At 71.8% G+C, this 23,170-nt stretch carries 23 protein-coding genes and 1 tRNA gene; 15 read left to right on the forward strand and 9 right to left on the reverse strand.

From position 1 onward, the window contains the following. Nucleotides 1–104: 104 nt before the first annotated feature. The 5 genes from sigJ to ABT299_RS03770 all read left to right on the forward strand — a co-directional run bounded on the left by sigJ (nt 105) and on the right by ABT299_RS03770 (nt 5,194). A complete protein-coding gene (sigJ, locus tag ABT299_RS03750; protein WP_190857692.1) occupies nt 105–1,031 on the forward strand; it encodes an RNA polymerase sigma factor SigJ in 927 nt (308 codons plus the stop codon). Nucleotides 1,032–1,248: 217 nt separating this feature from the next. Then, nucleotides 1,249–2,133, forward strand: a complete 885-nt coding sequence (locus ABT299_RS03755; protein WP_500249659.1) for an alpha/beta fold hydrolase — start codon at nt 1,249–1,251, stop codon at nt 2,131–2,133. A gap of 345 nt (nt 2,134–2,478) precedes the next feature. Beyond that, complete coding sequence (locus tag ABT299_RS03760; RefSeq protein ID WP_500249660.1) at nt 2,479–3,339, forward strand: CPBP family intramembrane glutamic endopeptidase; 861 nt, start codon at nt 2,479–2,481, stop codon at nt 3,337–3,339. A gap of 23 nt (nt 3,340–3,362) precedes the next feature. Then, nucleotides 3,363–4,538, forward strand: coding sequence for a sensor histidine kinase (locus tag ABT299_RS03765; protein WP_500249721.1), 1,176 nt, complete (start codon nt 3,363–3,365; stop codon nt 4,536–4,538). Continuing rightward, complete coding sequence (locus ABT299_RS03770) at nt 4,535–5,194, forward strand: response regulator (RefSeq protein ID WP_190857698.1); 660 nt, start codon at nt 4,535–4,537, stop codon at nt 5,192–5,194. Before ABT299_RS03765 ends, ABT299_RS03770 begins: the two co-directional genes overlap by 4 nt. Before the next feature lie 313 nt (nt 5,195–5,507). Here ABT299_RS03770 and ABT299_RS03775 read toward each other — a convergent pair whose 3' ends face one another. Both ABT299_RS03775 and ABT299_RS03780 read right to left on the reverse strand, forming a co-directional pair. Continuing rightward, the gene (locus tag ABT299_RS03775) at nt 5,508–5,858 is read right to left on the reverse strand and encodes a hypothetical protein (RefSeq protein ID WP_500249661.1); all 351 of its coding nucleotides are present in this window, start codon (nt 5,856–5,858) and stop codon (nt 5,508–5,510) included. 694 nt (nt 5,859–6,552) lie between these two features. Further along, nucleotides 6,553–6,903: a VOC family protein gene (locus tag ABT299_RS03780; protein WP_190857702.1), complete on the reverse strand. Its 351-nt coding sequence runs from the start codon at nt 6,901–6,903 to the stop codon at nt 6,553–6,555. A 235-nt stretch (nt 6,904–7,138) separates the two neighbouring features. On the opposite strand from ABT299_RS03780, the gene ABT299_RS03785 reads away from it, so the two are divergent. From ABT299_RS03785 to ABT299_RS03795, 3 genes are read left to right on the forward strand one after another with little or no spacing between them, the layout of a single operon-like run. Beyond that, nucleotides 7,139–7,372, forward strand: coding sequence for a hypothetical protein (locus tag ABT299_RS03785; RefSeq protein ID WP_500249662.1), 234 nt, complete (start codon nt 7,139–7,141; stop codon nt 7,370–7,372). After that, a complete protein-coding gene (locus ABT299_RS03790) occupies nt 7,329–8,330 on the forward strand; it encodes a helix-turn-helix domain-containing protein (protein WP_500249663.1) in 1,002 nt (333 codons plus the stop codon). The genes ABT299_RS03785 and ABT299_RS03790 overlap by 44 nt, the downstream gene beginning before the upstream one ends. A gap of 50 nt (nt 8,331–8,380) precedes the next feature. Beyond that, nucleotides 8,381–9,334 (forward strand): DMT family transporter, encoded by a 954-nt coding sequence (locus tag ABT299_RS03795; RefSeq protein ID WP_500249664.1) that lies wholly within the window; start codon nt 8,381–8,383, stop codon nt 9,332–9,334. Here ABT299_RS03795 and ABT299_RS03800 read toward each other — a convergent pair. The 3 genes from ABT299_RS03800 to ABT299_RS03810 form a co-directional block, all read right to left on the reverse strand. Continuing rightward, entirely contained in the window at nt 9,315–11,105 is a 1,791-nt protein-coding gene (locus ABT299_RS03800; RefSeq protein ID WP_500249665.1) for a M64 family metallopeptidase, read from the reverse strand. The two genes, ABT299_RS03795 and ABT299_RS03800, sit on opposite strands and share 20 nt — an antisense overlap. A 135-nt stretch (nt 11,106–11,240) precedes the next feature. Next, nucleotides 11,241–12,032, reverse strand: coding sequence for an SDR family NAD(P)-dependent oxidoreductase (locus ABT299_RS03805; RefSeq protein ID WP_190857710.1), 792 nt, complete (start codon nt 12,030–12,032; stop codon nt 11,241–11,243). Nucleotides 12,033–12,050: 18 nt separating this feature from the next. Then, the gene (locus ABT299_RS03810; protein WP_190857712.1) at nt 12,051–12,260 is read right to left on the reverse strand and encodes a hypothetical protein; all 210 of its coding nucleotides are present in this window, start codon (nt 12,258–12,260) and stop codon (nt 12,051–12,053) included. 231 nt (nt 12,261–12,491) lie between these two features. Between ABT299_RS03810 and ABT299_RS03815 the strand changes: the two genes are divergently transcribed. The 4 genes from ABT299_RS03815 to ABT299_RS03830 all read left to right on the forward strand — a co-directional run bounded on the left by ABT299_RS03815 (nt 12,492) and on the right by ABT299_RS03830 (nt 14,544). Further along, nucleotides 12,492–12,611 carry a DLW-39 family protein gene (locus ABT299_RS03815; protein WP_211238580.1) on the forward strand — a complete coding sequence of 40 codons (120 nt, stop codon included), beginning with the start codon at nt 12,492–12,494 and terminating at the stop codon, nt 12,609–12,611. A 25-nt stretch (nt 12,612–12,636) separates the two neighbouring features. Then, entirely contained in the window at nt 12,637–13,341 is a 705-nt protein-coding gene (locus ABT299_RS03820; protein ID WP_347256746.1) for an HAD-IA family hydrolase, read from the forward strand. 25 nt (nt 13,342–13,366) lie between these two features. After that, nucleotides 13,367–13,439: transfer RNA gene (locus ABT299_RS03825), tRNA-Ala, on the forward strand. A gap of 472 nt (nt 13,440–13,911) precedes the next feature. Then, the gene (locus ABT299_RS03830; RefSeq protein WP_500249666.1) at nt 13,912–14,544 is read left to right on the forward strand and encodes a 2'-5' RNA ligase family protein; all 633 of its coding nucleotides are present in this window, start codon (nt 13,912–13,914) and stop codon (nt 14,542–14,544) included. Nucleotides 14,545–14,751: 207 nt separating this feature from the next. Here the strand turns inward: ABT299_RS03830 and ABT299_RS03835 are convergent, their stop codons facing one another. The 3 genes from ABT299_RS03835 to ABT299_RS03845 all read right to left on the reverse strand — a co-directional run bounded on the left by ABT299_RS03835 (nt 14,752) and on the right by ABT299_RS03845 (nt 19,639). After that, nucleotides 14,752–15,189 (reverse strand): hypothetical protein, encoded by a 438-nt coding sequence (locus ABT299_RS03835; RefSeq protein WP_387025802.1) that lies wholly within the window; start codon nt 15,187–15,189, stop codon nt 14,752–14,754. Between the two features lie 1,212 nt (nt 15,190–16,401). Further along, nucleotides 16,402–18,747: an ABC transporter permease gene (locus ABT299_RS03840; RefSeq protein WP_500249667.1), complete on the reverse strand. Its 2,346-nt coding sequence runs from the start codon at nt 18,745–18,747 to the stop codon at nt 16,402–16,404. Nucleotides 18,748–18,892: 145 nt separating this feature from the next. Further along, the gene (locus ABT299_RS03845; RefSeq protein ID WP_500249668.1) at nt 18,893–19,639 is read right to left on the reverse strand and encodes an ABC transporter ATP-binding protein; all 747 of its coding nucleotides are present in this window, start codon (nt 19,637–19,639) and stop codon (nt 18,893–18,895) included. Between the two features lie 141 nt (nt 19,640–19,780). Between ABT299_RS03845 and ABT299_RS03850 the strand changes: the two genes are divergently transcribed. Both ABT299_RS03850 and ABT299_RS03855 read left to right on the forward strand, forming a co-directional pair. Next, nucleotides 19,781–20,935, forward strand: coding sequence for a sensor histidine kinase (locus ABT299_RS03850; RefSeq protein ID WP_500249669.1), 1,155 nt, complete (start codon nt 19,781–19,783; stop codon nt 20,933–20,935). Then, nucleotides 20,932–21,624 carry a response regulator gene (locus tag ABT299_RS03855; RefSeq protein WP_387025810.1) on the forward strand — a complete coding sequence of 231 codons (693 nt, stop codon included), beginning with the start codon at nt 20,932–20,934 and terminating at the stop codon, nt 21,622–21,624. Before ABT299_RS03850 ends, ABT299_RS03855 begins: the two co-directional genes overlap by 4 nt. A 302-nt stretch (nt 21,625–21,926) precedes the next feature. Here the strand turns inward: ABT299_RS03855 and ABT299_RS03860 are convergent, their stop codons facing one another. Continuing rightward, nucleotides 21,927–22,442, reverse strand: coding sequence for a hypothetical protein (locus ABT299_RS03860; RefSeq protein WP_500249670.1), 516 nt, complete (start codon nt 22,440–22,442; stop codon nt 21,927–21,929). Between the two features lie 261 nt (nt 22,443–22,703). Between ABT299_RS03860 and ABT299_RS03865 the strand changes: the two genes are divergently transcribed. Then, on the forward strand, nt 22,704–23,060 hold the full coding sequence (locus tag ABT299_RS03865; RefSeq protein WP_500249671.1) for a nuclear transport factor 2 family protein: 357 nt from the start codon (nt 22,704–22,706) through the stop codon (nt 23,058–23,060). The last annotated feature ends 110 nt before the right edge of the window (nt 23,061–23,170 follow it).

Raw genomic sequence — 23,170 nt, forward strand, 5'->3', positions numbered from 1 at the left:
GAGGCGGCCCGCCGGAATGTCAGGCGGCGGCGGGGCCTCACATTCCGGTGCGGTATCCCGTCGGAGAGGTGAGGGCGGATCCGACGCAGGGAGCCTCTGGGACCATGACCGACCATTCGCGGCACGACGACGCGGGGCTGAGCGCGATCATCAGCGAGCGGCGCCGGCTGATCAATCTCGCCTACCGGCTGCTCGGCTCCCTGTCCGAGGCCGAGGACGTCGTTCAGGAGACCTACGCCCGCTGGTACGCGATGTCGCGGGAGCAGCAGGACGCCATCGAGTCCCCCGGAGCATGGCTGTCGAAGGTCGCCGGACGCATCTGCCTGGATATGCTCGGCTCGGCGCGCGCGCGGCGGGAGCGCTATGTGGGCGAGTGGATCCCCGAACCGGTGCCGGAGCCCGGGCAGTGGGTCAGCGGCCGCATGGGCACCGCCCCGCCCGACCCGGCCGACCGGATCACCCTGGACGAGTCGGTCAGCATGGCCTTCCTCGTCGTGCTCGACGCGATGACCCCGGCCGAACGCGTCGCGCTCGTCCTGCACGACGTGTTCCGGTACCCGTTCGCGGAGATCGCGGAGATCACCGGGCGCACCCCGGCGGCGTGCCGCCAGCTGGCGTCCTCGGCCCGCCGCCGCATCCGCGACGCCGCGCCGCCCGCGGCTCCGGCGGCCCGGCAGGCCGGCATCGTCCGGGACTTCAAGGAGGCGCTGGAGGCCGGCGACGTCGGCGCGCTCGTCGGCCTCCTCGACCCCGGCGCCACCTTCACCGCCGACGGCGGCGGCCTGGTCAGCGCCACGCTGCACCCGATCGAGGGCGGCGAGCGGATCGCGCGCTACTGCGCCGGCATCGCCGCCCGGTCCCAGGGCCTGACGCGGCTCCTGGAGCGCACCGTCAACGGCCAGCCCGGCCTGGTCGCCCAGTACGGAGGCGTCACCTCGACGGTCTACGCGTTCGAGATCGCGGACGGCCGGATCAAGCACATCTGGGCGGTGCGGAACCCCGAGAAACTCCGGTCCTGGGGCGTGGACTGAGACGTCCGGCGTTGTCCGGCCCCGGCGGACGAGCGGAAACGCGCGTGCCGGCCGTGCCCGTCCCCCGTGCGAGCTACCTGGGAATGTCCACCGCGCGGTGACGTTTCCGAACGGGCCGATTCCATAGCGTTCTCTGCGTGAGCGCGGCGCTCCCGCCGCGAAATCCCAGGCAATGGCAATTTCGCCGGGCCGCCGGTTTCTTTCGCTGGAGGACAGGATGATTCGCAAGCTCAGGACGTTCGCCGTGGCCGCTCTCTGCTGCGCGGTGGCCGGCGCGGGGCTGACCGGATGCGATGACGACTCGGGCTCCTTCCCGTTCATGAACGCCCACAAGGCCGCCACCTTCGTCGGGACGAAGAAGATCGAGGTCGAGGGGAAGAAGGTGAACGTGTCCTGCTCGGGCGAGCGGGCGGACGGCGGGCCGGTCGTCGTCCTGCTGCACGGCGGCGGCGACGGGCTGGACAAGATGGCCGCGTTCCAGAAGACGATCGCCAAGAAGAACCGGGTCTGCTCCTACGACCGGCTCGGCGCGGGCGCCAGCGACAAGCCGGACGGACCGCAGAGCTTCGGCAGCACCGGGAAGGTCCTCACCGGGGTCCTCGACAAGATCGCCGGGGACGCTCCGGTCGTCCTGGCCGGGCACTCGATGGGCGGGCTGATCGCCGCCCGGTACGCCCCCGACCACCGGGGCCGGGTGAAGGGCCTGGTCCTCATGGACGCGACGCCGCCGTCCATGCTCGCCGACCTGACGGCGGCGATCCCCGCGTCCGCGCAGGGCCCGGCGGCCGAGCTGCGCGCGCAGAACCTCGCGGTCTTCAAGGGGGAGAACCCGGAGCGGCTCGCCATGCCGGACGGGAAGGTCCGTTCCGCCGGGAACATGCCGGTGGAGGTGATCAAGCACGGGAAGCCGTACCTCGCGGCCGTCCCGGGGTCCGGCCCGCGCCTGGAGCGGTCCTGGACGGCGGGCGAGCGCAAGTGGCTCGCGCTGTCCGGCCGCAGCAGGTTCACGGTCGCGGAGAAGAGCGGCCACTACATCTACCTGGAGCAGCCCGAGGTCGCCGTCCGGGCCGTCGAGCGCGTCGCCGCGCAGGCCGCGAGCTGAAGCCCCGCGAGGCGGCGTCCCCGGGCTGTCCCTGCAGCGTCCTGATCACGTCCTGGCCGCGTACTGACCGAGCCCGGCCGCGCCGCGTCCTCGCGTGGCATCCCCGCACTGTTCACGACAGGTGAGCAGGCGGGGATGCTCGTTTTCCAGGCAAAGTCGCGCCCACCGGTGGGAGCCGCCTAATGCGCCGCCCACGCCATTCGGGCGCCGGCCCGGAAAGGCTTGTCCCCCGTGCGAGCTACTCGGGAATGTCCACCGCGCGGTGACGTTTCCGAACGGGCCGATTCCATAGCGTTCTTCCATCGCCGCGGTGCTCGGGCCGCGGATCCCCCCGAAGGAGTCGGAATGCGTTTGGTGAAGCAGCTGGTGGCCGTCGCGGTGGTCGCCCTCGTCGGAGGTCAGGCGGCCGCCGCGGTGAAAGGGAACGATCTCCTCACCCTCCTGGTGGGGATGGCGACGGCCGTCCTGGCGCCGATCGTGTACGCCTGGGTGGTGCGGCGGACGGAGCACCGCGAGCCGGCGGAGATCGCGAGGAAGGGCGCCGGCGCCGCCGTCGCGCGCGGCATGCTCATCGGCTTCGCGATGTTCGCGTCCGTCATCGTGAACATCGCGTTCCTCGGCGACTACCGGGTCGACGGCTTCGGCTCGGTCGCGGGCGCGGTCGGGCTGTTCGGCTTCATGGCCGCCGCGGCGGTGACGGAGGAGCTGCTGTTCCGGGGGGTGCTGTTCCGGATCGTCGAGGGCCGCATCGGGACGTGGGCGGCGCTGGCGCTGACCGGCCTGCTGTTCGGGCTCTCGCACCTCACCAACGCGCACGCCACCCTGTGGGGCGCGCTCGCCATCGCGGTGGAGGCCGGGGGCATGCTGGCCGCCGCGTACGCCGCGACCCGCAACCTGTGGGTGCCGATCGGGCTGCACTTCGCGTGGAACTTCGCCGAGTCGGGCATCTTCGGTACCGAGGTGTCGGGCAACGGCTCGAACAAGGGGCTGCTGGACGGTGCGATGTCGGGCCCGTCGCTGATCACCGGCGGCGAGTTCGGCCCGGAGGCGAGCCTGTACTCGGTCGGGGCCGGGGTGGCGGTGATGGTCGCGTTCATGTGGCTGGCCCGCCGGCGCGGCCACGTCCTGCCCGCCCGCCGGAGAGGCGCCGGGGCCGCCGGGAGCGCCGCCGCCCGGCCGGCCGAGACCGCTACGCTCTCCCGGTGATCGGTCTTCGGCGGCTTCCGGCGATGGATCTCGGACGGTTCCCGGACGCGTGGCGGCGGTTCGACGTCACGGTCCGGGACCTCCCGTTGGCGCTGCTGCTGGTCGCCATGTCGTTCGTCCCGGCCTTCCACGGCGCGGGGACGCGGATCGGCGAGATGGCGACCCGGCCGTTCGACGCGCTCGCGGCCCTCGTCGTCCTCCTGGAGTGCCTCCCGCTGGCGGTGCGGCGGCGGTGGCCCGGCGTGTGCCTCCTGCTGGTGTCGCTCGGGTTCGCCGCCGACCAGATGCGCGGATACCACCTGGTCGCGGGCACCGCGCTCCCCTTCGCGCTGCTGAGCGCGGGCGCCTACCTGGAGCGCAACCGGCGCGTCTCCATGGCCGCCGGGTCGGTCCTGTACGTGGGGTTCGCGGTCGCGCTCAACCGGGTGGGCGCGAACGAGCGGGCCGACGAGTACGTGACGTTCTACCTTGCGCTCGCCCTGATCTGGGGGGTCGGGGCGTGGCTGCGTTCGACGCGGGCCGCCGAGGCCGAGCGCCGGCTCCGCGTCGCCGAGGCCACCCGGACCGCCGAGCGCACCCGCATCGCCCGCGAGCTCCACGACGTGGTGACCCACCACGTGACGGCGATGGTGGTGCAGGCGGAGGCGGCGCGCTACCTGGTCGCGGCCCCCGACCGGCTGGACGAGACGCTGAGCACGGTCACCGACACCGGACGGCGCGCCATCACCGATCTGCGGCACCTGCTCGACCTGCTCAACCCCGACCACGGCACGGGGGACGGGAACGGCGACGGCGGTTCGGGCAGGGCGCCGTCCGCGGGCGACCTGGACGCGCTCGTGGAGCAGACGCGGCGGGCCGGGCAGCCGGTGGAGTTCACGCGGGTGGGCGAGGCGGCGGTGGCGGCGGGCAGCGCCGAGTCGGTCGCCTACCGGGTGGTGCAGGAAGCCCTGACGAACGTGTTGAAGTACGCCCACGGGAGCCGCGCCGCGGTCCAGGTGCGTTACGGCGAGAAGGAGATCACGGTGGAGGTCGGCAACGATGGCTCGGGGTCGCGGGCCGCGGCCGTCGGCGGCGGCGGGCGGGGCCTGACCGGCCTGAGCGAGCGGGTGGCGGCGCTGGGCGGGGAGTTCAGCGCGGACCCCCGGCCCGGCGGCGGGTTCGTGGTGCGGGCCCGCATCCCGTCGGGGAGCGCGTCGTGACCGCGCCGGTCCGGGTCCTGGTCTGCGACGACCAGGCGCTGATCCGCACCGGGTTCGCGACGATCATCGACGCCCAGCCGGACCTGGAGGTCGTGGGCGAGTGCGGGGACGGGCGCGCCGCGGTCGACCTCGCCCGCCGGCTGAACCCCGACATGGTGGTGATGGACGTCCGGATGCCGGTGCTCGACGGCATCGAGGCGACCCGCCTGCTCGCCGGCGCCGGGGTGGAGCATCCCGTGAAGGTGCTGGTGGTGACGACGTTCAACCTGGACGAGTACGTCTACGAGGCGCTGCGGGCGGGGGCGAGCGGGTTCCTGCTCAAGGACGCGCCGCCGGCGCAGCTGCTGCAGGGCATCCGCACCGTCGCGTCCGGTGCGGCGCTGCTGGCCCCCGAGGTGACGCGGCAGCTCGTCGGCAAGTACGCGGAGCGGATCCGGCCCGCGCCGGGCGCGGCGGAGGGCACCGCGCTGGCGCCGCGCGAGCTGGAGGTGCTGCGGCTGATCGCCAACGGGCTGTCCAACAGCGAGATCGCCGCGACCCTGGTGATCAGCCAGGAGACCGTCAAGACCTACGTGTCGCGCATCCTCACCAAGCTGGACCTGCGCGACCGTGTTCAGGCGGTCGTCTACGCCTACCGCAACGGGCTGGTCACCTGAGCCTCGGCGCACCGGCCGCACTCGGCCCCGGAGCGCCGCCGGTTCTCCGGCCGCCTGCCGTGCTCCGGCCGCCGGACGCGCTCCGGGCGCCGGACGCGCCCCGGGCACCGGACGCACCGGCTGGGGACAGCCGGCGCACAGGGGTGTGAACAGAGATATCCACAGGATGTGGATTGCGTGGTGCCGGGGCGCGGGAACCGCTCGTGGCCAGGGAAGACGCGGATATCCCCAGGAAGCGGGGGTGGGGACGAGCGGTGGACGGCGGTGGGTACGGCGGCCGTCCCCGGGATGGGGACGGCGTTATCCACAGGCGTCACGCGTCGGCGTGGAACTCGTGGACGACCTCGATCGGGCCGACGAGGTGCGCGTTGAACTCCTCCAGCTCCTCCGCCGGGACCCACAGCTCCAGGATCGTCCGGCCGCCCACCTGGCGGACCGGGTAGCGGTCGGCGAAGGCGGCCTCGACCTCGAACCTGGTCACGTAGCCGGAGCCGTGCGCGGGCACGTTCCAGTCCCGGGCGATCTTGATCGCGTACTCCTCGTTGAGGACCGGGTAGAAGATCGGCTGGTCCGGGAGGCGCGGCGGCCACGCGTGCCAGTCCGCGGCGCGCAGCAGGTCCAGCTCGGCCGGGCCGACGGGCCGCCAGAGGGTGAGGGTGGTCATCCGCAGAGTCTGCCCGCGCGGACGGCCCGGCGGCCATCCACTTCTCGGGGCGCACGCACCGGCGGCCCGAGAGCGTTTCCCTTCGGCGGCGGCGGCCGTGCCGGCGGGCCGCCTGACGCATCTGTCCGGAGCGCCGGCGGGCCGCCTGAGCGATCTATCCGGGGTGCCGGCGGACCGCTTGACGGATCTGTCCGGATCGTCACACCGCTCTGACCTGCGGACGGGCTCCGGCTGTCCACAGGCGGCCGGTCGGGTGGCGGCTGGGGACGTGGTTGGGGATTCTTGGTGGGCGGAGCCGTCCACCGGTCGCGGGCACCTGTGGAGGGCGGTCGCCCACAGGCTGTGAACGGGCTGTGTGCGGCGGGCCGGTGAGAGCCGTCTCGCCCCAGGTCAGCGGGTTATCCACGACGGGGACAACGGTCCTGCGCATTGGGGACCGAGTGGGGAAGAATGGTGGACGGCGCGTCTCGGCGGTCGTGCCCAGGGTGTGCACGGGAGTTATCCACAGGTTGTGGAAACTGTGCATGACCGGGGGGCGGTGTGGACGGGGCGGCGCCGCGCCCGCCGGTGCCGATCGGATGTTCGAAAGGCCCTGCCGCCTGGGGATTCCGCTGTGGAGCCAGCGTTGGGAACGCCTGCTCGCAGGGGTCGGAGGATGTGCGGAACGTTGCCCCCAGCCTGTGGACGACGGGCCTCACAGGTCCTTGGCCAGGGGATGGCGGGGTTGGTAGATCGGCAGTTCGCCGCCGCTCGGCAGCCTGATCGCGGCGAGCAGTCCCCAGCCCCGGTCGCGGATCGGCACGTCCACCTGGACGCCGCGCTCGGCGAGGTCGTCGAGGGTGGCGTGGATGTCGTCGCACATCAGATAGAACTCGTGCCGGGGCGCGCCCTCGGTCGGATGGGCGGCGAGCTCGGCGGGCGGCAGTTTGAAGATCAGCCATCCGCTGCCGGCGTCGACGTCCGGGAGGCCGAGCACGTCCCGGAGGAACGCGCGGTCGGCGTCGGCGTCGCGGCTGTAGATGATGACGTGCGCACCGTTGATCATGGCTCCCCCTCCAGGAGCGTCCTACCCGCGCGGGTCGCGGTCATTTCGGATGCTCTGGACATGCTCGGCGGGCTGCGCCTTAATGGCGGGATGGAGCGGGGACCGGTCGCCGCGACGCCGCGCGGGCGTCCGCCGCGGCCTGCCCGACGGCGCCCCGGACGGCGCCGAGGGCGGCGCCGCGAAGGGGCCACGACCTGCGAACATTTGTTCGAGCGCGTGCTAGGCTCCCGGACTCATGGGGCACCTTCTGAACGAGCCGGTCCGCGCCGAGCACGACCCCGCGGGACGACTCACCGCGTACGAGTGGCGGGGGTCGCGCTACGCCGTCGAGAAGGTCCTGAAGACCTACGGAACGCCCCAGGACGGCCGCGTCTACCGGGTCCGCGTGGTCGGCGCGGAGGGCGTGGCCGTCGCGGAGCTCGGCCGTGACCAGGACCGCTGGCGGCTCCGGCACGTCTTCTCCGCCTGACGTCCCCGGCGGCGCGGGCACGGGCGGTTCGAGCCGCGCGGCCGGCTCCGGCGGCGCGGGAGACCCCGGCGGCGCGGGCAGGGGCGGTTCGAGCGGCGCGGCCGGCTCGGCGCGGCGTCCCGACCGGGCGGTGTGGACGCGCGTGGACGGCATCCAAGGCGCGTCGCTCGACCTCCTCAACGCGCGCATAGGCCGCCGCCACTACGCGCCGCACGCCCACGATGAGTACGCGATCGGCGTGTGCGTCGACGGCCTGGAGACCATGCGGTACCGCGGCGAGCGGCTGTACTCCGCCGCCGGCAGCCTCGTGGTGATCGAGCCGGGCGAGGCGCACACGGGCGGCCCCGCCGACCAGGACGGCTTCGCCTACCTGTGCCTTTACCCGACCGCCGAGCTGGTGGGGGCGGCGTCGGGCTGGGACGGCGGGCTCCCGCACTTCCGCGAGCCGATCGTCGACGATCCCGGGCTGGCCGGCCGGCTGCGGCTCGCGCACCGGTCGCTGCGGCTGGGCGACGACCCGCTGGAGGGCGAGAGCCGGCTGCTCGAGGTGCTCGGCGCGATCGTCCGGCGGCATGCCGTGCGGGTCCCGCCGGGCGGCGGCGGCCCGCGCGGCGCGTCCGGGATCGCCCGTGCCGTCGCGGCACGCCTGTCGGACGAACTGGTGGGGCCGCCCACCCTCGCGGAGGTGGCGGCCGACCTCGGCCTGTCCCGGTACCAGTTGCTGCGCGCCTTCCGCGACTCGATGGGGATGCCGCCGTACGCATGGCTCGCCCAGCATCGGGTGGCGCGCGCGCGGACGCTGCTCGACGCGGGACATAGGCCGGCCGAGGCGGCGTCGCTCGTCGGGTTCGCCGACCAGGCGCACCTCACCCGCTGGTTCCGCCGCGTCCTCGGCGTGACGCCCGGCGCGTACCGCAACAGCGTTCAAGACCGCGCCCGCCGCCGCCCCGCATCCTGAACCGGTGCCCGGCGGTGGTGGCCGGGCGCCGATCCGGAACGGAGGACGTGGTGAGTCGCCGCGGCTGGTTGCTGTTCGCGCTGATGAGCGTGCTGTGGGGGATCCCCTACCTGATGATCAAGGTGGCGGTCGGGGGCGTGTCGGTGCCCGTGCTGGTGTTCGCGCGGACCGCCCTCGGCGCGCTCGTGCTGGTGCCCCTCGCCGCCCGGTCCGGCGGGCTGGCGCCCGTCCGCCGGCACTGGCGGCCGCTGCTGGCGTTCACCGCCATGGAGATCCTCGGCCCGTGGGCGCTGCTGTCGGACGCCGAGCACCGGCTGACCAGCTCGATGACCGGACTGCTGATCGCCGCGGTGCCGATCATCGGGGTGGTGCTGGCGCGGCTGGCCGGCGACGCGGAGCGGCTGGGGCCGGTCCGGTGGGCGGGGCTGCTGGTCGGCCTCGCGGGCGTCGGCGTGCTGGCCGGGCCGCATCTCGGTGGCGGCAGCGCGTGGGCGATCGGCGAGGTCATGCTGGTCGCGGTCGGGTACTCGGTCGCGCCGATGATCGCGACGCGCCGGCTGCAGGACCTGCCGAGCCTGCACATGGCCGCGGGGTCGCTGACGATCGCCGCCGTCGTGTACGCGATCCCGGCGGCGCTGACCTGGCCGGACGCGGTGCCGCGCGGCCGCGTGCTGGCCGCGCTCGGCGGCCTCGGCCTGGTCTGCACCGCGCTGGCGTTCATGGTGTTCTTCGAGCTCATCCGGGAGGCGGGCACGTCGCGGGCGATGGTGTTCACCTACGTGAACCCGGCGGTGGCGGTCGTCGCGGGCGTGCTGCTGCTCGGCGAGCCGCTCACCGGGACGATCATCGCCTCGTTCGCGCTGATCCTCGGCGGCTCGGTGCTCGCGACCGTCCGCCGCGAACCGTCCACCGGGGAACCGTCCGCCGCGGAGCCGTCCGCCGCGGGGGTGCCCGCCGCGGACGCGGGTGTCGCGGACGTGCCGGTCAGCGAAGAGTCACGATGAACTTCCCTGGCCGGGCGACGTTGCCCGCCGCGTCGATCGCCCGGTACTCGACCGTGTGCCGGCCCTGGGGGAGCCTGCCGTAGGCCAGCGAGTCGATCACGGTGCCGTTCTCGGAGAACCGCCACGGCGCGGACGAGTCGGTCGGCCAGCCGAAGTAGTTGAACCAGCCGTCGCCGTCCACGCGGAACTCGGAGACGACCACGCCCGCCCGGTCGTCCGCGCCGGTCAGCTTCATGGTGAACGGACCGTCGAAGACGTACTCGGGCGTACGACCGGGCAGGGGACGCGCCTGCGCGGCCTCCGACAGCTGGAACTTCACCGTCGGACGCTGCGCGTCGACCGTCCACGTCAGAGACTTGGAGCCGACCTTGGCGACGAGCGTGTGCGTGCCACTGCGAAGGTGCAAGCTCCCTAGCGCGATGTCGCGTTCGCTACCGGGTACGCGCCGTCCGTCGAGTTCCCAGCGGACGACAGGGGCGCTCCTAGCGGGGTGGGTCGTTTCCGCGTACACGACCGATGCGGCACCCACGGCCTTATCGGTGGGTGTGGACGAGGTGAAGTCGACGGGCACGTTATCGGGAGGCGTCGTCAGCGCCGTGTCGACGGTCCAGGTGCGGACCTGAGTGAGCGCCGAGGACGCTCGTACGGCCGGGTCCCGCACGAAGTCGGTCGGATCGGTGACCGTCGCTGTGACGGTGTGCGTGCCCTTCTTCAGGTGAAGGCGCTTGAGGTCGAGGTTCGGCGACTTCCCTACGGCCTTGCCATCGGCCGTCCACGTCACCGACAGCCTGTGCCCTGTCGGATGCATGGTCTCCACCCACAGGACGCGGTCCGCGCCCACAGGAGCGTCCGTGGGGGTCTGCGCCTGGACGATGTCGACCTTGCCGGAGACGCGCTGCGTCATCCGTTCCCGCGCCACCTGGTCGTAGTAGTAGCCGAGCGTCTTCATCATGGAGTGCTGGCTCGGCCTCCACACGCCCTTGCTGAAGTAGAGGCCGCCCTCATAGCGGCCTATGACGCCCCCCGCTTCGCTACGCTCGCCCAGCCACCGCCACCACTTCTGCTTCTCCGCCTTCATCTGGTCGACGGTGAGCAGCGTGTGATGGATGGACGAGGGCTCGGGACCGGCGTACGTACCGCCCGGCACGCCGCGCTGGTAGTAGTCGTACTCGTCGTCCAGTCCGCCTAGCGAATGCCCGAGTTCGTGCGGCGCGATGAGGGCCGACATGGCGTTCCCGCCAGAGGACGTGGCGTACGTACCACCCGCGCCCCCGTAGGTGTCGCTGTTGGCCATGGCGAGGATCTGCCGGTTGTTGGCGTTGGTCCCGGGCACCATGTCCGCGTACTTCTTCGCGGCGGCGGAGTCCATGACGAGCAGGCGCTGCAGACCGTCCTGCCTGCAGCCGCTCCAGAACGCCATGCTGAGCGGCGTCGTACGGCGCGGTGAGGACAGATCCGGGTCGCAGCTCACCCCAGACTCCGCCGACGGGATCTCGACCGCGTACACGTTGATGTAGCTGCGGTACGACTTGAACGGCTCGATCGTCCACAGGTCGTTGAGGTGCTTGTCGAGGTCGGCACGGAACTTCGCCATGTCCGCCGTCGTATAGCCGTCGCCCATCACGACGAGGTTGAAGCGCTTGGCCGGGTCACCGGTCACCTGGACCGGTACTACCGTCGCGTCCGCCGCGTCCGCGCGCGCGGGGACCGTCGTCAGGGCCGTCACAGTGAGCGCCGCCGCGCCGATGATGGTCGTCCTACCCGTCCACATGCATGGACCTCCTCGCGTGGGCGCGCGCGGGCCACAACGGCCCGGGGAGCGGCGCGCCGGCCCCGCCGATCAAGCGGCACTGCCCGGATTATCACTCCAAGATCCGCGTTTGTCGCCCATGCGCGTCCGGCGCCGTCAGCGTTTGCCGCGCTGCCCCTCCGCCAGGCCCTCCGAGATCCGCCGGCCGCCCGCGCGCCGCTGCACCGCCGCCGACAGCACCGGCGCGGCGCCGCCCAGCAGGGCGCCGAGACGCAGCGCGAGCGGCGCCACGTCCACCTCGGCGGTGTTCCGCTCGACCGCCCGCACCGTCGCCCTCGCGACGTCCTGCGGCGTCCGCGTGCCGACGCCCCGCGGCAGCGTGACGCCCGCGTCCGCGAACATCCCGGCATCCCGGATGAACCCCGGGAAGACGGTCGACACGCCGACGCCGTGGGGACGCATGTCCTCCCGCAACGCCAGGGCGAATCCCCGCATACCGAACTTCGTCGCGTTGTAGAGCGACGCGTGGCCGGACGCCGTCTTCCCGGACAGCGACGCGATGAACACCAGGTGCCCGCGGCCACGATCGGCCATCCGCTCGCCCGCGAGCTTCGCCATCACGATCGGCGCGCGCAGGTTCACGTCCAAGACCCGGTCGACCTGCTCCACCGTGTAGTCCGCCAGCAGCCCCGACGCGGGCAGCGCCGCGTTCGCGACCAGCACGTCCACCGGGCCCGCCTCGTCCAGCAACCGCTCCACGCCGGCGCGGTCGGCGAGGTCGGCGACCACCGCCCGGCCGCCGAGCCGCTCGGCCAGCGGCTCCAGCACGTCGCCCCGCCGCCCGCTCAGCACCACCGTCGCGCCGCGCCCGGCGAAGCCCTCCGCCAGCGCCCGTCCGATCCCGCCCGTCGCCCCGGTCACCAGGACGTTCGCTCCGCGCAGCTCCATGGCCGCGATGATGGCCGATCAGAACCCGATTCGCCAGAGCAGCAGGATGATCGACGACAGCGCCAGCCCCACCGCGCCGAGCCGCACGTCGCCCACCACGATCAGCAGGGCGCACCCCACGGCCGTCACCGCCGCCGCCAGCACCAGCCCCCGGCCCCCCGACGCCTCCTTCTCCGGCGGGCCGGGGTCGAGCTCGCGTTCCCAGCGCCGGAAGTCGTCCTCAGCCATCGGCACTCCCGAGGGTCGTCCCCCGGATTATGCGGCCGTCCGCCCGGTTCGGCGAGAGGCGGCGGACGGAAAAGCGGCGGCACCCGGGATTGGACGATCGGTCCGATACCGGCGAGTGGGTGCGGACCGCCCGGGATCGGTTGCTAGGCTGCGGAGAGCCTGGGGGAGCAGACACTGATCCGTATCTTTCCCCGGGTTCGGACTCATAGTCGAGGTGAAGGGGTCCCCACCGTGAAGAAGCTGCTGATTCTCGCCGTCGTCGCCCTCGGTGGCTTCGCTGTCTGGCGCCGCCTCCAGCAGGACCGCGCCGAGCTGGACCTGTGGACCGAGGCCACGTCGTCCGACAGCTGAGACGCCGGCGACACAGGGCCCCGGCGTGAGCGGCGCAGAGCCGATCTCCATCGCCTGCATCGATCTCGCCGGGACCACCGTCGCGGACGGCGGCACCGTCGAGACCGCCTTCGCCGAGGCGATCGCCGCCCTGGGGATCGTCTCCGGCACGGCGGCCCACGACCGCGCCATGGCGCGCGTCCGCGAGTCACGCGGCGGCTCGAAGATCGAGATCTTCCGCTCGCTGTTCGACGAGCCCCGCGCCCAGGCCGCGCACCTGGCCTTCGAGCGGTCCTATGACCAGCTCGTCGACCGGCACGGCCTGCGACCCGTGCCCGGCGCCGAACGCGCTCTCGAGCGCATCCGCGGCGCCGGGGTACGCGTATGCCTGCTCACCGGGTTCGGCCGCCGCACCCAGGCCCGCGTCCTCGACGCGCTCGGCTGGTGGGACCGCGTCGACCTCACCCTGTGCCCCGAGGACGCCGGCCGCGGCCGCCCGTGGCCCGACCTCGTCCTCACCGCCGCCCTCCGGCTCGGCGCCGACGACGTCCGGCACATCGCCGTCTGCGGCGACACCGCGAACGACATGCTGACCGGCCGCCGCTCCGGCGCGTCCATCGTCGCGGGCGTCCTCACCGGCGCCCACGACCGCGACCGCCTCCTCGCCGCCGGCGCCACCCACGTCCTGCCCAGCGTCGCCGCCCTCCCCGCCCTCGTCCTCGATGACGCGGCGGTAGCCGACCACCGGTAAGCTTGACGCGCCCACAGGGCAACGAGGGGCCTTAGCTCAGTTGGTAGAGCACCGGCTTTGCAAGCCGGGTGTCAGGGGTTCGAATCCCCTAGGCTCCACCCACCAAGAAGCCCAGGTCAGAACCGGCCTCGATGAGGACACAGGCTGCGTGGTACGAAGCGAACGCAGCCGCCCTTCTCGGAGACAAAGCGAGGGCGCCTGAGGCAGTGGCGCGCGCCGAGCAATTCGCCGAGACCACCCGCGACAGTGCCTCAGATCTCTCCGTGTGGTCCCTTCCGACCGAGCGTCGAGCCCTGTTCGCTCTGTCGGTAGCGACGCGGACCGGTGACCCCGACAGCGCCTTACGCGCAGCCGAGGTGGCCGACAGCGCTTGGGCTGCAGGAGCACCGGTCGCCCCGGCGATCTGGGCTCAGATCCGGGTCGGCACCGGCATCGCCCACCTACAGAAGGGCGATCTCGAGGGCACGGCCGAGCAAGTGGCCGAGATGCTGGCCTCGATCCGGGAACGCGGCTCTACGACCGTCACGCGAACGCCACCGCCCTGGCCGACGACGCCGACATGGAGAGTTCATGAGTCCTCTGCCCACGCAGATGGTCAACCGGTGGCAGAACCGCCAAGAACCAGGACCAGGGCAGGGAACCGTCTACTGGCACATGCTGGTGGGCGACCAACCTGGAGCGCGGGACATCGCGGACGCGGCACAAGAGCGGCTCGCCGACACCACCGGTCTGCACATGACTCCCGCCAAATGGCTGCACATCACCACTCTCGTGGTCGGCTCGACCGACGAGATCACTGACGACCAGCAACAGGACATGCTCAGGACGGCGTCAACCCTTCTCGCTGAGACTCCTCCCGTTACCGTGACGCTCGGCCGCATCCTCTACCACCCCGAGGCCATCATCCTGGCCATTCGTCCCACCGAGGCCCTTGAACGGGTACGGGCCGCCATCCAGTCGGCCACGTTGAAGGTGACCGGACGCGAAGGCCATACCGAAGGCCCCGCCCAGTGGCTGCCGCACATGACGATCGCCTACAGCGAGACGAAACAGCCGGCCCAGCCGATCATCAACGCACTCGGCCGAGAGCTTCCCAACCGCGAGATCACGGTCAACGCCGTCAGCCTGGTCGTCCAACGAGGACCGGAACGGCTCTGGGATTGGCATCCGGTAGGGCGCGCGCCCCTGCGCGGTCGTGGCTAGATCCCCGCCGAATTCCGCCGTTTGAGATCAAGGGGCGGCAGCGCTCGCGCCGTTGGCGCCGCCCGCGCGCCCGCAGCGTGCGGCGTGGGCGCCGGGACGTTGCAAGTTGGGCCGGGGGAGGAAGGTGGGGAAGAAAAGCGGCTACGCCGTACGCCCAGGCCATCACGGGACCCCACACCACGCGGGTGCGGCACAGAGCCGCGCGCTCTACACGGTCGCTAGAAGATGCCGACTCGGCTCATAGTCGATCTTCCAGTCGGCACAGCACCCCAGCACCCCGTCAGCAACGCACCGGACCCCAACGCTGACCCAGCGAACCGAATCATCAGGTCGCAGGGAGAAGCCCACCGCCACATCGAACACGTCTGCGCCACAGGAACAGACGACCGCCTCAGGGGCGACGTCCGACCAATGCTCTTCGCTGTCGAGCATCAGCACGCCCTGGCCGCAGCCGATGCAACTGCGCTCCACGGCTCCCTCCTCGCAGTCAGCACGGAGCCGGAATGTCTGGCCGCCGCAGCCAGCACACGCCGCTTCGACAACCCGTCCCACCTGATATCCGCCCGCACCGAGCTCTTCCAGATACTCGGCGAGATCAGCGGCGGACTCTCCTTGCCACCACTCCCCGCTCGCGTCTATGGCCATCGCAACAAGTTATCCAGGCCGCCCCCGGAGCCGAGCGGGCTGACAGCAATGACAGCAGCCGTGGCAGCAACACCGGCAGACGGCGCCGCACGTGATAGCCGTCGGCGCGAGGGCAGCATGTGGGAGCACGCCAGAGACCTTGAGCATGATCGAACTGATAAGTATGAGGTCGGCGGGTCATGCGGAGCGCCGAACACGAAACGGGCGGCCGCGTTCGTGCGCGGTGAGGCCGTCTGTTCGCTGGTCAGGTAGGGGTTACTGCTCGTCTTGGTCACGCCGCCCCGCGGATTCGCTCAGGGTAAGTGCGAACGCTGGGCCTGGCTGTTTGGGCTTCCAACCCGTCACCAGCGCCGAGCGGACAGCCTTCGACACGGTACGGGGAAGAACCACGCCGGAAGGCAGGCCTAGCCAGTTGCTTGGATGCGCACAGGGCAGCGAGACGACGAGCAGTGCGCCAGGTGACTCGGTGGCTTCCACAGCAAAGCTCAGTGGGGACCATCCCAGTGCCTGGTCGTAGGTAGGGCGGCCGCGTACCTTCCAGCGAAACTCGGCGCCGTCGATGACGATGCGCCGGGATCCCTTCCTTGCAAGCGTCACAGGACCTCCGTCACTCCGCCGCAGCAGTCTACGCACGTCAAGGGCGCCAGCATGTGCCTTGGATGCCGGGCCATTAGCGGGCCATTAGGGAGAGTGATCAAGGGCCAAGAGCGGTCACTTGGGGATCACGGTTCGCCGAGGTGGGAGGCCCGGCGGGGCGTGGTCTCGCAGATCTGCAAGCCGGGTGTCAGGGGTTCGAATCCCCTAGGCTCCACCACCCAAAAGCCCAGGTCAGAACCGGAATTCCGACCTGGGCTCTCGTCTCTCACGATCGCTTCTTTCGCTTCCGTGCCCCTTGCGTGCCCGATCGCTTCTTGCCCTTGAGTTCGGCCTTGGCCAAGGCGCTCAAGGGGCGGCGGCGCTCGCGCCGTCAGCGCGGCCCGCCGCCCGCGCGGCCGGGTCGTGCGGCGTGGGCGCCGGTCCCCGGCCGCGCGCGCCCGGCCGCGCATCGCGTGGCCTCGCTTGCGGGTCGCCGGCCCGGCCCGCTCGGGGTCGCGCCGCCGTCCTGGACGAGCCGACGCCGCCGCGCCGAAGCCGTTCGGCATTGGCGTTCTTGTCGCGCTGTGCAGTGCCCGGCACCGCTTTTGCTGCGGCGATCGGCGGCTCTGCTCGGTCCTACTCGGTCCGCAGCGCGGTGGCGGTGCGGGTTCGTGCCGCCCAGCCGGCCGGCGGCAGTGCCCCGAGCAGGGCGATCACGATCCCGCCGGCCAGCAGGGGGACGAGCAGCCCGGCGGTGTAGGTGTGGGACACGCTCGGCGGCAGGTGCCGGCCGATCGCGTTGCCCATCGGGGTCAGCATCGCCTTCTCCACCGCGACCCCGATCGGGACCCCGATCAGCCCGGCGATCAGGCCGGTGAGTGACACCGAGGTCAGCACCATCGCCATGGTCTGCCTGGGCGTCATCCCGAGGGCCTTGAAGATCCCCAGATCATGAACCCGGTCCCGGGTGTCCTGCACGACCATGCTCAGCACCCCGAGCGCGGCGACCGCGATCAGCATCAGCGTGAGCGTGGCCACCAGGGCGCCCATGGTGATCACAATGATGTTCTTGCCCCCGTCCGAGTTCGGCTGGACCGAGGCGTTCAGCGGGGTCAGCGCGGCGGTGGCCGAGGTGGACCAGTCCGATCCGTTGACGTTCGAGGCCAGCTCGACGTTGAACTGGTCGATGTGCGGGGCCAGTCCGGCGGCGGTGAAGGTGGCCGCATCCGTCATGACCGTGTAGTCGCCCGCGTTGGTGTTGAAGTTGATGCCGACGACCTTCAGCGACAGTCGCTTGTTCTGCTGCACCACGGTGACGTCGTCACCGACGTGGATCCCCACCGCCGTGGCCAGCTTGTCGCCGACCACGGCCTCGCCGGGCGCCGAGTACCAGCGGCCGGACAGCAGCTCCAGCTTCGTCCAGGACAAGTCACCGGTGACCGTGTACACCTTCGTCGGTTCGCCGCCGGACGGGCCGCCGACCATGGTCGCACCGCTTTCGCCCCAGCCGAACGCTGCCTTCGTGCCCGGGGTCTTGGCGAGCGCGGCGGCCACCTTGGCGGCGTCCAGGTACGGGTGGCGCGGGTCGTTGGGGCCGTAGCGGCCCCAGGGCACGCCTACGTCGGCGGTGGGTATCACGATCTTCGACGCGACGCTGAAACCCGAGGTGCTGGTGTCCAGGTACTTGTTGAACCCGGTCTCCAGCCCCACCGCGAACGTGGCGCTGACCACGCCGAACAGCACCGCCGCACCGACCAGTACGGCCCGGGACGGCCGGGCGAACGGCTGGGCCAGCCCCAACGACACGGCCCGGGGCAGCGGCAGCCGCGAGGCCAGACGCTGCGCCGTCCGACCGCCCCCGGCCTTGGGGGCGCGGCCGACCACCAGAGCCCGCACCACCGGCATCCGGCCGGCCCGCAGTGCCGGGACCGAAGCCGTGACGCCGACGATCAGCAGGGTGCCCAGCGGCACCACGGCGCTGACCCACAACGGGATCGTGGCACTGGCCGCGCCGAACTGCTGGGTGGCCCCGCCCAGGACCGGCACGGCCAGGAGGTTGCCGAAGACCGTGCCGAGCACCACGCCGAGTGTCGCCGGGATCATGGCCTGCGCGGTGTAGGCGCGGGCCACCTGCGAAGGGGTGAACCCCAACGACTTCAGGATCCCGATGCGCCGGATTCCGGAGGCCACGGCCCCGCTGACCACGATCGAGATGATCAGCACCGACAGGAAGAGCCCGAGGATCCCGAAGGCGACCAGGAACGGCACGTAGGCCTTGGCGTTGCCGGTCGCCTGCTGCTCCGCGGTCAGGTACGACTGTCCGCCCTCGACCGCGCCGGCCGGTGCGGCGGCGGCCACCGCCTGCTTGCCGGTGGCGATGTCGGCGGCGGTCCCGGCCTTGGCGAACCGGTAGAGCATCTGCTCGTCGGGCTTGGCGCCGGCGGCGGTGAGCCGCGCGAAACCGCCGGCGGTGGCGAAGGCGGTCGCGCTGTCGGTCACCGAGCCGCCGAAGCCGACGATCTTGAACGACGGCTTGCCCGGCAGGGAGGAGAACACCACCGAACCGCCGAAGCAGACGGTGGCGTAGCGCTGCCCCGGCAGGGCGATCTCGCCCGGGCCGGTCGGCCAGCGCCCCCGGGTCAGCACGAGTTGGTCCATCCCGGAGGTGCCGCCCAGGTCGGGCCGGGTGGTGACGGTGACCGGACCGATGTCGTGACCGGCGAGATCCTTCTTGGGGCAGTCCGGGCCGACGGTCGTGTCCAGGGCGGCGGCGATCGGGTACGGCCCGGCCGCCTCGGTGACGCCGGCGGCGTGAGCGGTTGCGGTGGCCTGCGCCGCCGTGACCTTCGAACCGTCGAACTGGACCGCCAGGTGCGCCCCGTTCCGAGCACTGAAAGCGTCCTCGAACGGGGCCTGCACGACGGCCAGCAGACCGAGGGAGAGTACCGAGGACGTCACCGCGGCGAACGTCGTCAGGGCCATGACGAAGGACTGGACCCGACGCCGGCCCACGCCGGAGCGTACGACCTTACCCAAGGCGCTCACCGGCTCACGGCCGGCAGCAGGCGGGACATGGCAGGGAATCCGACCTCGAAGAGGCGCCGGGGCATCGGCGGCTTGCGCAATGTCATCCGACCGTTCCCGCCGGACGGGTCAGCGGCGTGCGGGCGGCCGGGCCGGCACCGCCGTCGTCGTTGATGACGTCCCGCTCGACCGCGCCGTCCACCAGCTCGATCGTGCGGTGCGCGGTGCTCGCGGCCAGCCGCGCATCGTGGGTCACCAGCACGATGGTCTGGCCCTCGCCGTTCAGGTCCAGCAGCAGCCGGCGCACGCCCTCGGCCGAGTTCGAGTCCAGCGCGCCGGTGGGCTCGTCGGCCAGCAGCAGCGCCGGCTTGTTCATCAGGGCCCTGGCCACCGCCACCCGCTGCCGTTGCCCGCCGGACAGCCGCTGCGGGTAGGCGCCGGCATGCCGGTCGATGCCCAGCGAGCCGAGCAGTTCGATGGCCCGCCGCCTCGCTTCGCCCTTGCCCATCCCGGCCAGCTGCGCCGGAACCATGACGTTGTCCAGCACGGTCAGGTCGTCGAGCAGATTGAAGAACTGGAAGATCATGCCGATCGAGGCCCGGCGGTACTTCGCCGAACCGGCCTCACCGAGCTGGTCGACACGGGTGCCGTCGACGGTGACACTGCCGCTGGAGGGCCTGTCCAGGCCGGCGATCAGGTTCAGCAGCGTGGACTTCCCGCTGCCGGAATGGCCGAGGATCGCCACGCACTCACCGGACGCGACGGACAAGGTCACACCGGCCAGCGCGGGCGGGCCGTCGTCGTATTTCTTCGTCGTGTCGCGAAGATCGATCAGCGGTGGATTCGTCATGTCCCCGAACCTAGGAACGGACGCCATCCGTCGCGTCGGCCTGCGGATGTCACCGTATCCCCAGGCCATCGGTCCGGCGGTGTACCGGCGTACATCCCCGGGGCGACGCGCGGAGCCGACGCCGCTGCATACGATCTGCGCATGGAAGAGCTTCTCCAGCGACTCTCGACATCGAGGTGCGTGACCTGGCTGACGGCTCAGGCCGTGGTGCTGGCCACCGCCTGCTTCTATGCGCTGATGCTCGCCTGGACGATGCCGGCCTCCCGGACCGGGCTCTTCTTCGTGCTCGCCCTTCCTGTCCTGCTCGTGCGCCGTCTGCCGGCGGTGGTCTTCGCGGCGGTCCTGGGCGAAGCAGTCCTCGGCGACATCTTCGGCGCGCGGCCTTCGATCGTGTTCGTCCTGCTCGTCGCCCTGGGCGGGTACCTCGCCGTCCGGCGGCCGAAGGCTGCCGCCGTCGGCTCCGTTCTGGCCGTCGCGGCCGCGTTCGTCAACGTCACCCACATCCCCGGGGAGACCGTCAGCGACGCGACCCAGTTCGCCGGGGGGCTCGCGTTGTGTTTCGCGGTCGCGTGGGTCTTCGGAGGGGTGTATCGCAAACGCCGTGAATACCTCGAAGCCCTCGACGAGCAGGGGGCGGCCCGCGCCGTCCTGACCGAGCGGCTGCGGATCGCCCGCGAACTGCACGACAGCGTCGCGCACAGCATCGGGATCATCACGGTGCTGTCGGGGGCGGCGGCACGGGTCGTCGAGACCAAGCCCGAGCAGACGCGGCAGGCGCTGACCGGCATCGAGACCACCGGCCGGGAGACGCTGCTCGAGCTGCAGCGCATGCTCGGGGCGCTACGCCGCGCCGAGCCGGACGACGCCATGCCGCAGGCCGCTCCGCTGGAGCCGGCCGGCAGCCTGGCCGACGTCCCGCGGCTCGCCGAACGCACGGCCGACGCCGGGGTGCGGGTCCACGTGACCTGGCGGGGCGAGCGGCGTCCGCTGCCGCCGGAGATCGAACTGTCGGCGTTCCGGATCATCCAGGAGTCGGTGACGAACGTGGTGCGGCATTCCGGGGCGCGGACGTGCCGGGTCGCGGTCGGTTACGAGCCGAAAGGAGTGACGATCGAGGTGGTGGACGACGGGGACGACGGTCTCGGCGGTGCGGGCCGCCGGAGGCTCTCCGCGGCCGGCGGGAGCGGCTTCGGCCTGCTCGGCATGCGCGAGCGGGTGACGTTGCTGTCCGGCCAGTTCAGCGCCGCCCGGCGTCCGGAGGGCGGGTTCCGGGTGACGGCGAGGCTCCCGGCATGAGCGTGCGGGTGCTGCTGGTCGATGACCAGCCGCTGCTGCTGGTCGGGCTCGCGATCCTGATCGGCGACACCGACGACCTGGAGGTGGTCGGCGAGGCCGGCGACGGCCGCGAGGCGGTGCGCCTGGTGCGTGAGCTGCGTCCGGACGTCGTGGTGATGGACATCCGGATGCCGGGCATGGACGGGATCGAGGCGACCCGGCAGGTGACCGCCGAGCCGGACCCGCCCAAGGTGCTGGTGCTGACGACCTTCGACGACGACGAGTACGTCTACGGCGCGCTGCGCGCCGGGGCCAGCGGATTCCTGCTCAAGAGCATGGCCCTGGACGCGATCCTGGACGCGATCCGCGTGGTGGCGGCCGGCGACGCGCTGATCGCACCGAGCGTGACCCGACGGCTGATCGCGGACTTCGCCGGAACGTCCGGCCCCCCGGCCCCCGAACCGGACGCCGAGCCCGCCGAGCCCGCCGCGGACTCACGTCTCATCGCGGAGATCACCGACCGGGAGCGCGAGGTGCTGGCACTGGTCGGACAGGGACTGTCGAACACGGAGATAGCCGAGCGGCTGGTGATCAGCGCGGCGACGGCGAAGACCCATGTCGCGCGCCTGTTCGCCAAGCTCGAGGCCCGGGACCGCGTCCACCTGGCGATCATCGCCTTCGAGGCCGGACTCGCACCACGGAGACGGTAGGCCAGGACGAGAAGAACGACCGCCGACCACGAGTCCGCCACGTTCGGAGCTGCGCCGGCTCACCCACCTGGCCGCAGCGGGATCCGAGTCGAGGTCGCTCAGGGGGTCACGGACCGGTGCGGGTGTCGGTGAAGCACTGCAGGCCGTCACCGAGGCGACGAAGGAGACCCGGCCCCGCGCCTGGCCGCCCGGAGCGTGCGGCGTGGGCGCCGGTCACCGGGCAACTGCGCCGGGCCGCGCATCGCGCCACCTCCGCTGGCCCCCCCAACCAGCCCATCGGGGGCGCGCCGCCGCCAAGCGCGCTACTGAGACGGGGTGGCTTGGATGACAGCGCGGGAGAGTCGGCGCATCGCCAGGCTGAACTGCTCGCGGTTCCGGTGCTGGGGCGGTGTTTCTTCCCAGGCGTCCAATGTGCCGAGGAGCGGTCTCATCTCGTCCGGTTCTTGGCATGGGTGCCAGAGCCCCAGCAGGAAATGACCGCCGTCCTCTGCCTTGAGCGTTCCGGCCTCGATCTGGAGGGCGATGTCTAGGGCGGTGATCCAGCCTGCTCGGTGGATGTTCATGGGGTCGAGTGCGAGGTCGCTCAAGAGTCGCCGGACGAGGGGTCGGCCTTCGCGGAGGGTGAGCCGGGTCGGTGATTCGCAGGCGAGGGCGATCACGCTCGGGGTCTCGATTCCGGCGACGAGGAGGTCGCAGGCGATCCGGACGGGCTCGCCGGGAAACAGTCTGGCCAGGAAGAGATCGGAGATGTCCTGGTCGAGGACGGCAGCGGCGTGAAGACGATTGAGGCGTTCCCACAAGCCGGCGGGTAGATCCATGTGGACAGCCTCGATTCTGGGCTGGGCAGTGGCCGGACCTCGATCGGCCGACCGGCTCGTATTCGTCGTACAGGGACATGCAGCAAGTCTCTGAGACGAAGCCACTGCAAGCATCCGTATTTGACGCCAGCGAGGTGTGTCACTGCTGGTCAGCGGCTTGCTAGGCCGGGTGGGTGCCGGGACGGGTGCGCCCGGCTGTTTGCGGGGAGAGCGGTCGATATTCCGTCGCGCGTGGGCTGTGCTCTTCGGATACTGATCAGCATGGATGTGAGAGCGCATGCGGATCAGTGGTTGGCGGGTTGGGAAGCTCGTGATCTGGACCGGGTCATGGCGTGCTATTCGGATGACGTCGACTTCGCGGCGTCAACGGTCGTGACTCGCTGGAATCGACCGGACGGCCGGTTGCAGGGCAAGGCGGAGCTGCGTCGCCACTTCGAGCGAGGCTTGGAGCTTGCGCCGGATCTGCGGTTCACCGAAGAGGCGTTTCTGACCAACCCCGACGGCTACGCCCTGTTGTACCGGCGCGAGAACGGCAACCGTGCGCTGGACGTGGTCGAACTGGACCAGCACGGGCGGGCTGCACGAGTCCGAGCGTTCTACGAGCAGGACCAGCGGTAAGCGCTGCTGCGACGAGCTTTCCCGCCGCTGGCATGCGGCCCGGAGAGGAGCGTCACGGGGGCGCATGCCTCCTGCCCTGGGGCAAGCCGTTATCCGGGGTTGCTCGTCTG

It is taken from the genome of Spirillospora sp. NPDC000708 (assembly GCF_040299565.1).
Lineage (GTDB): Bacteria > Actinomycetota > Actinomycetes > Streptosporangiales > Streptosporangiaceae > Spirillospora.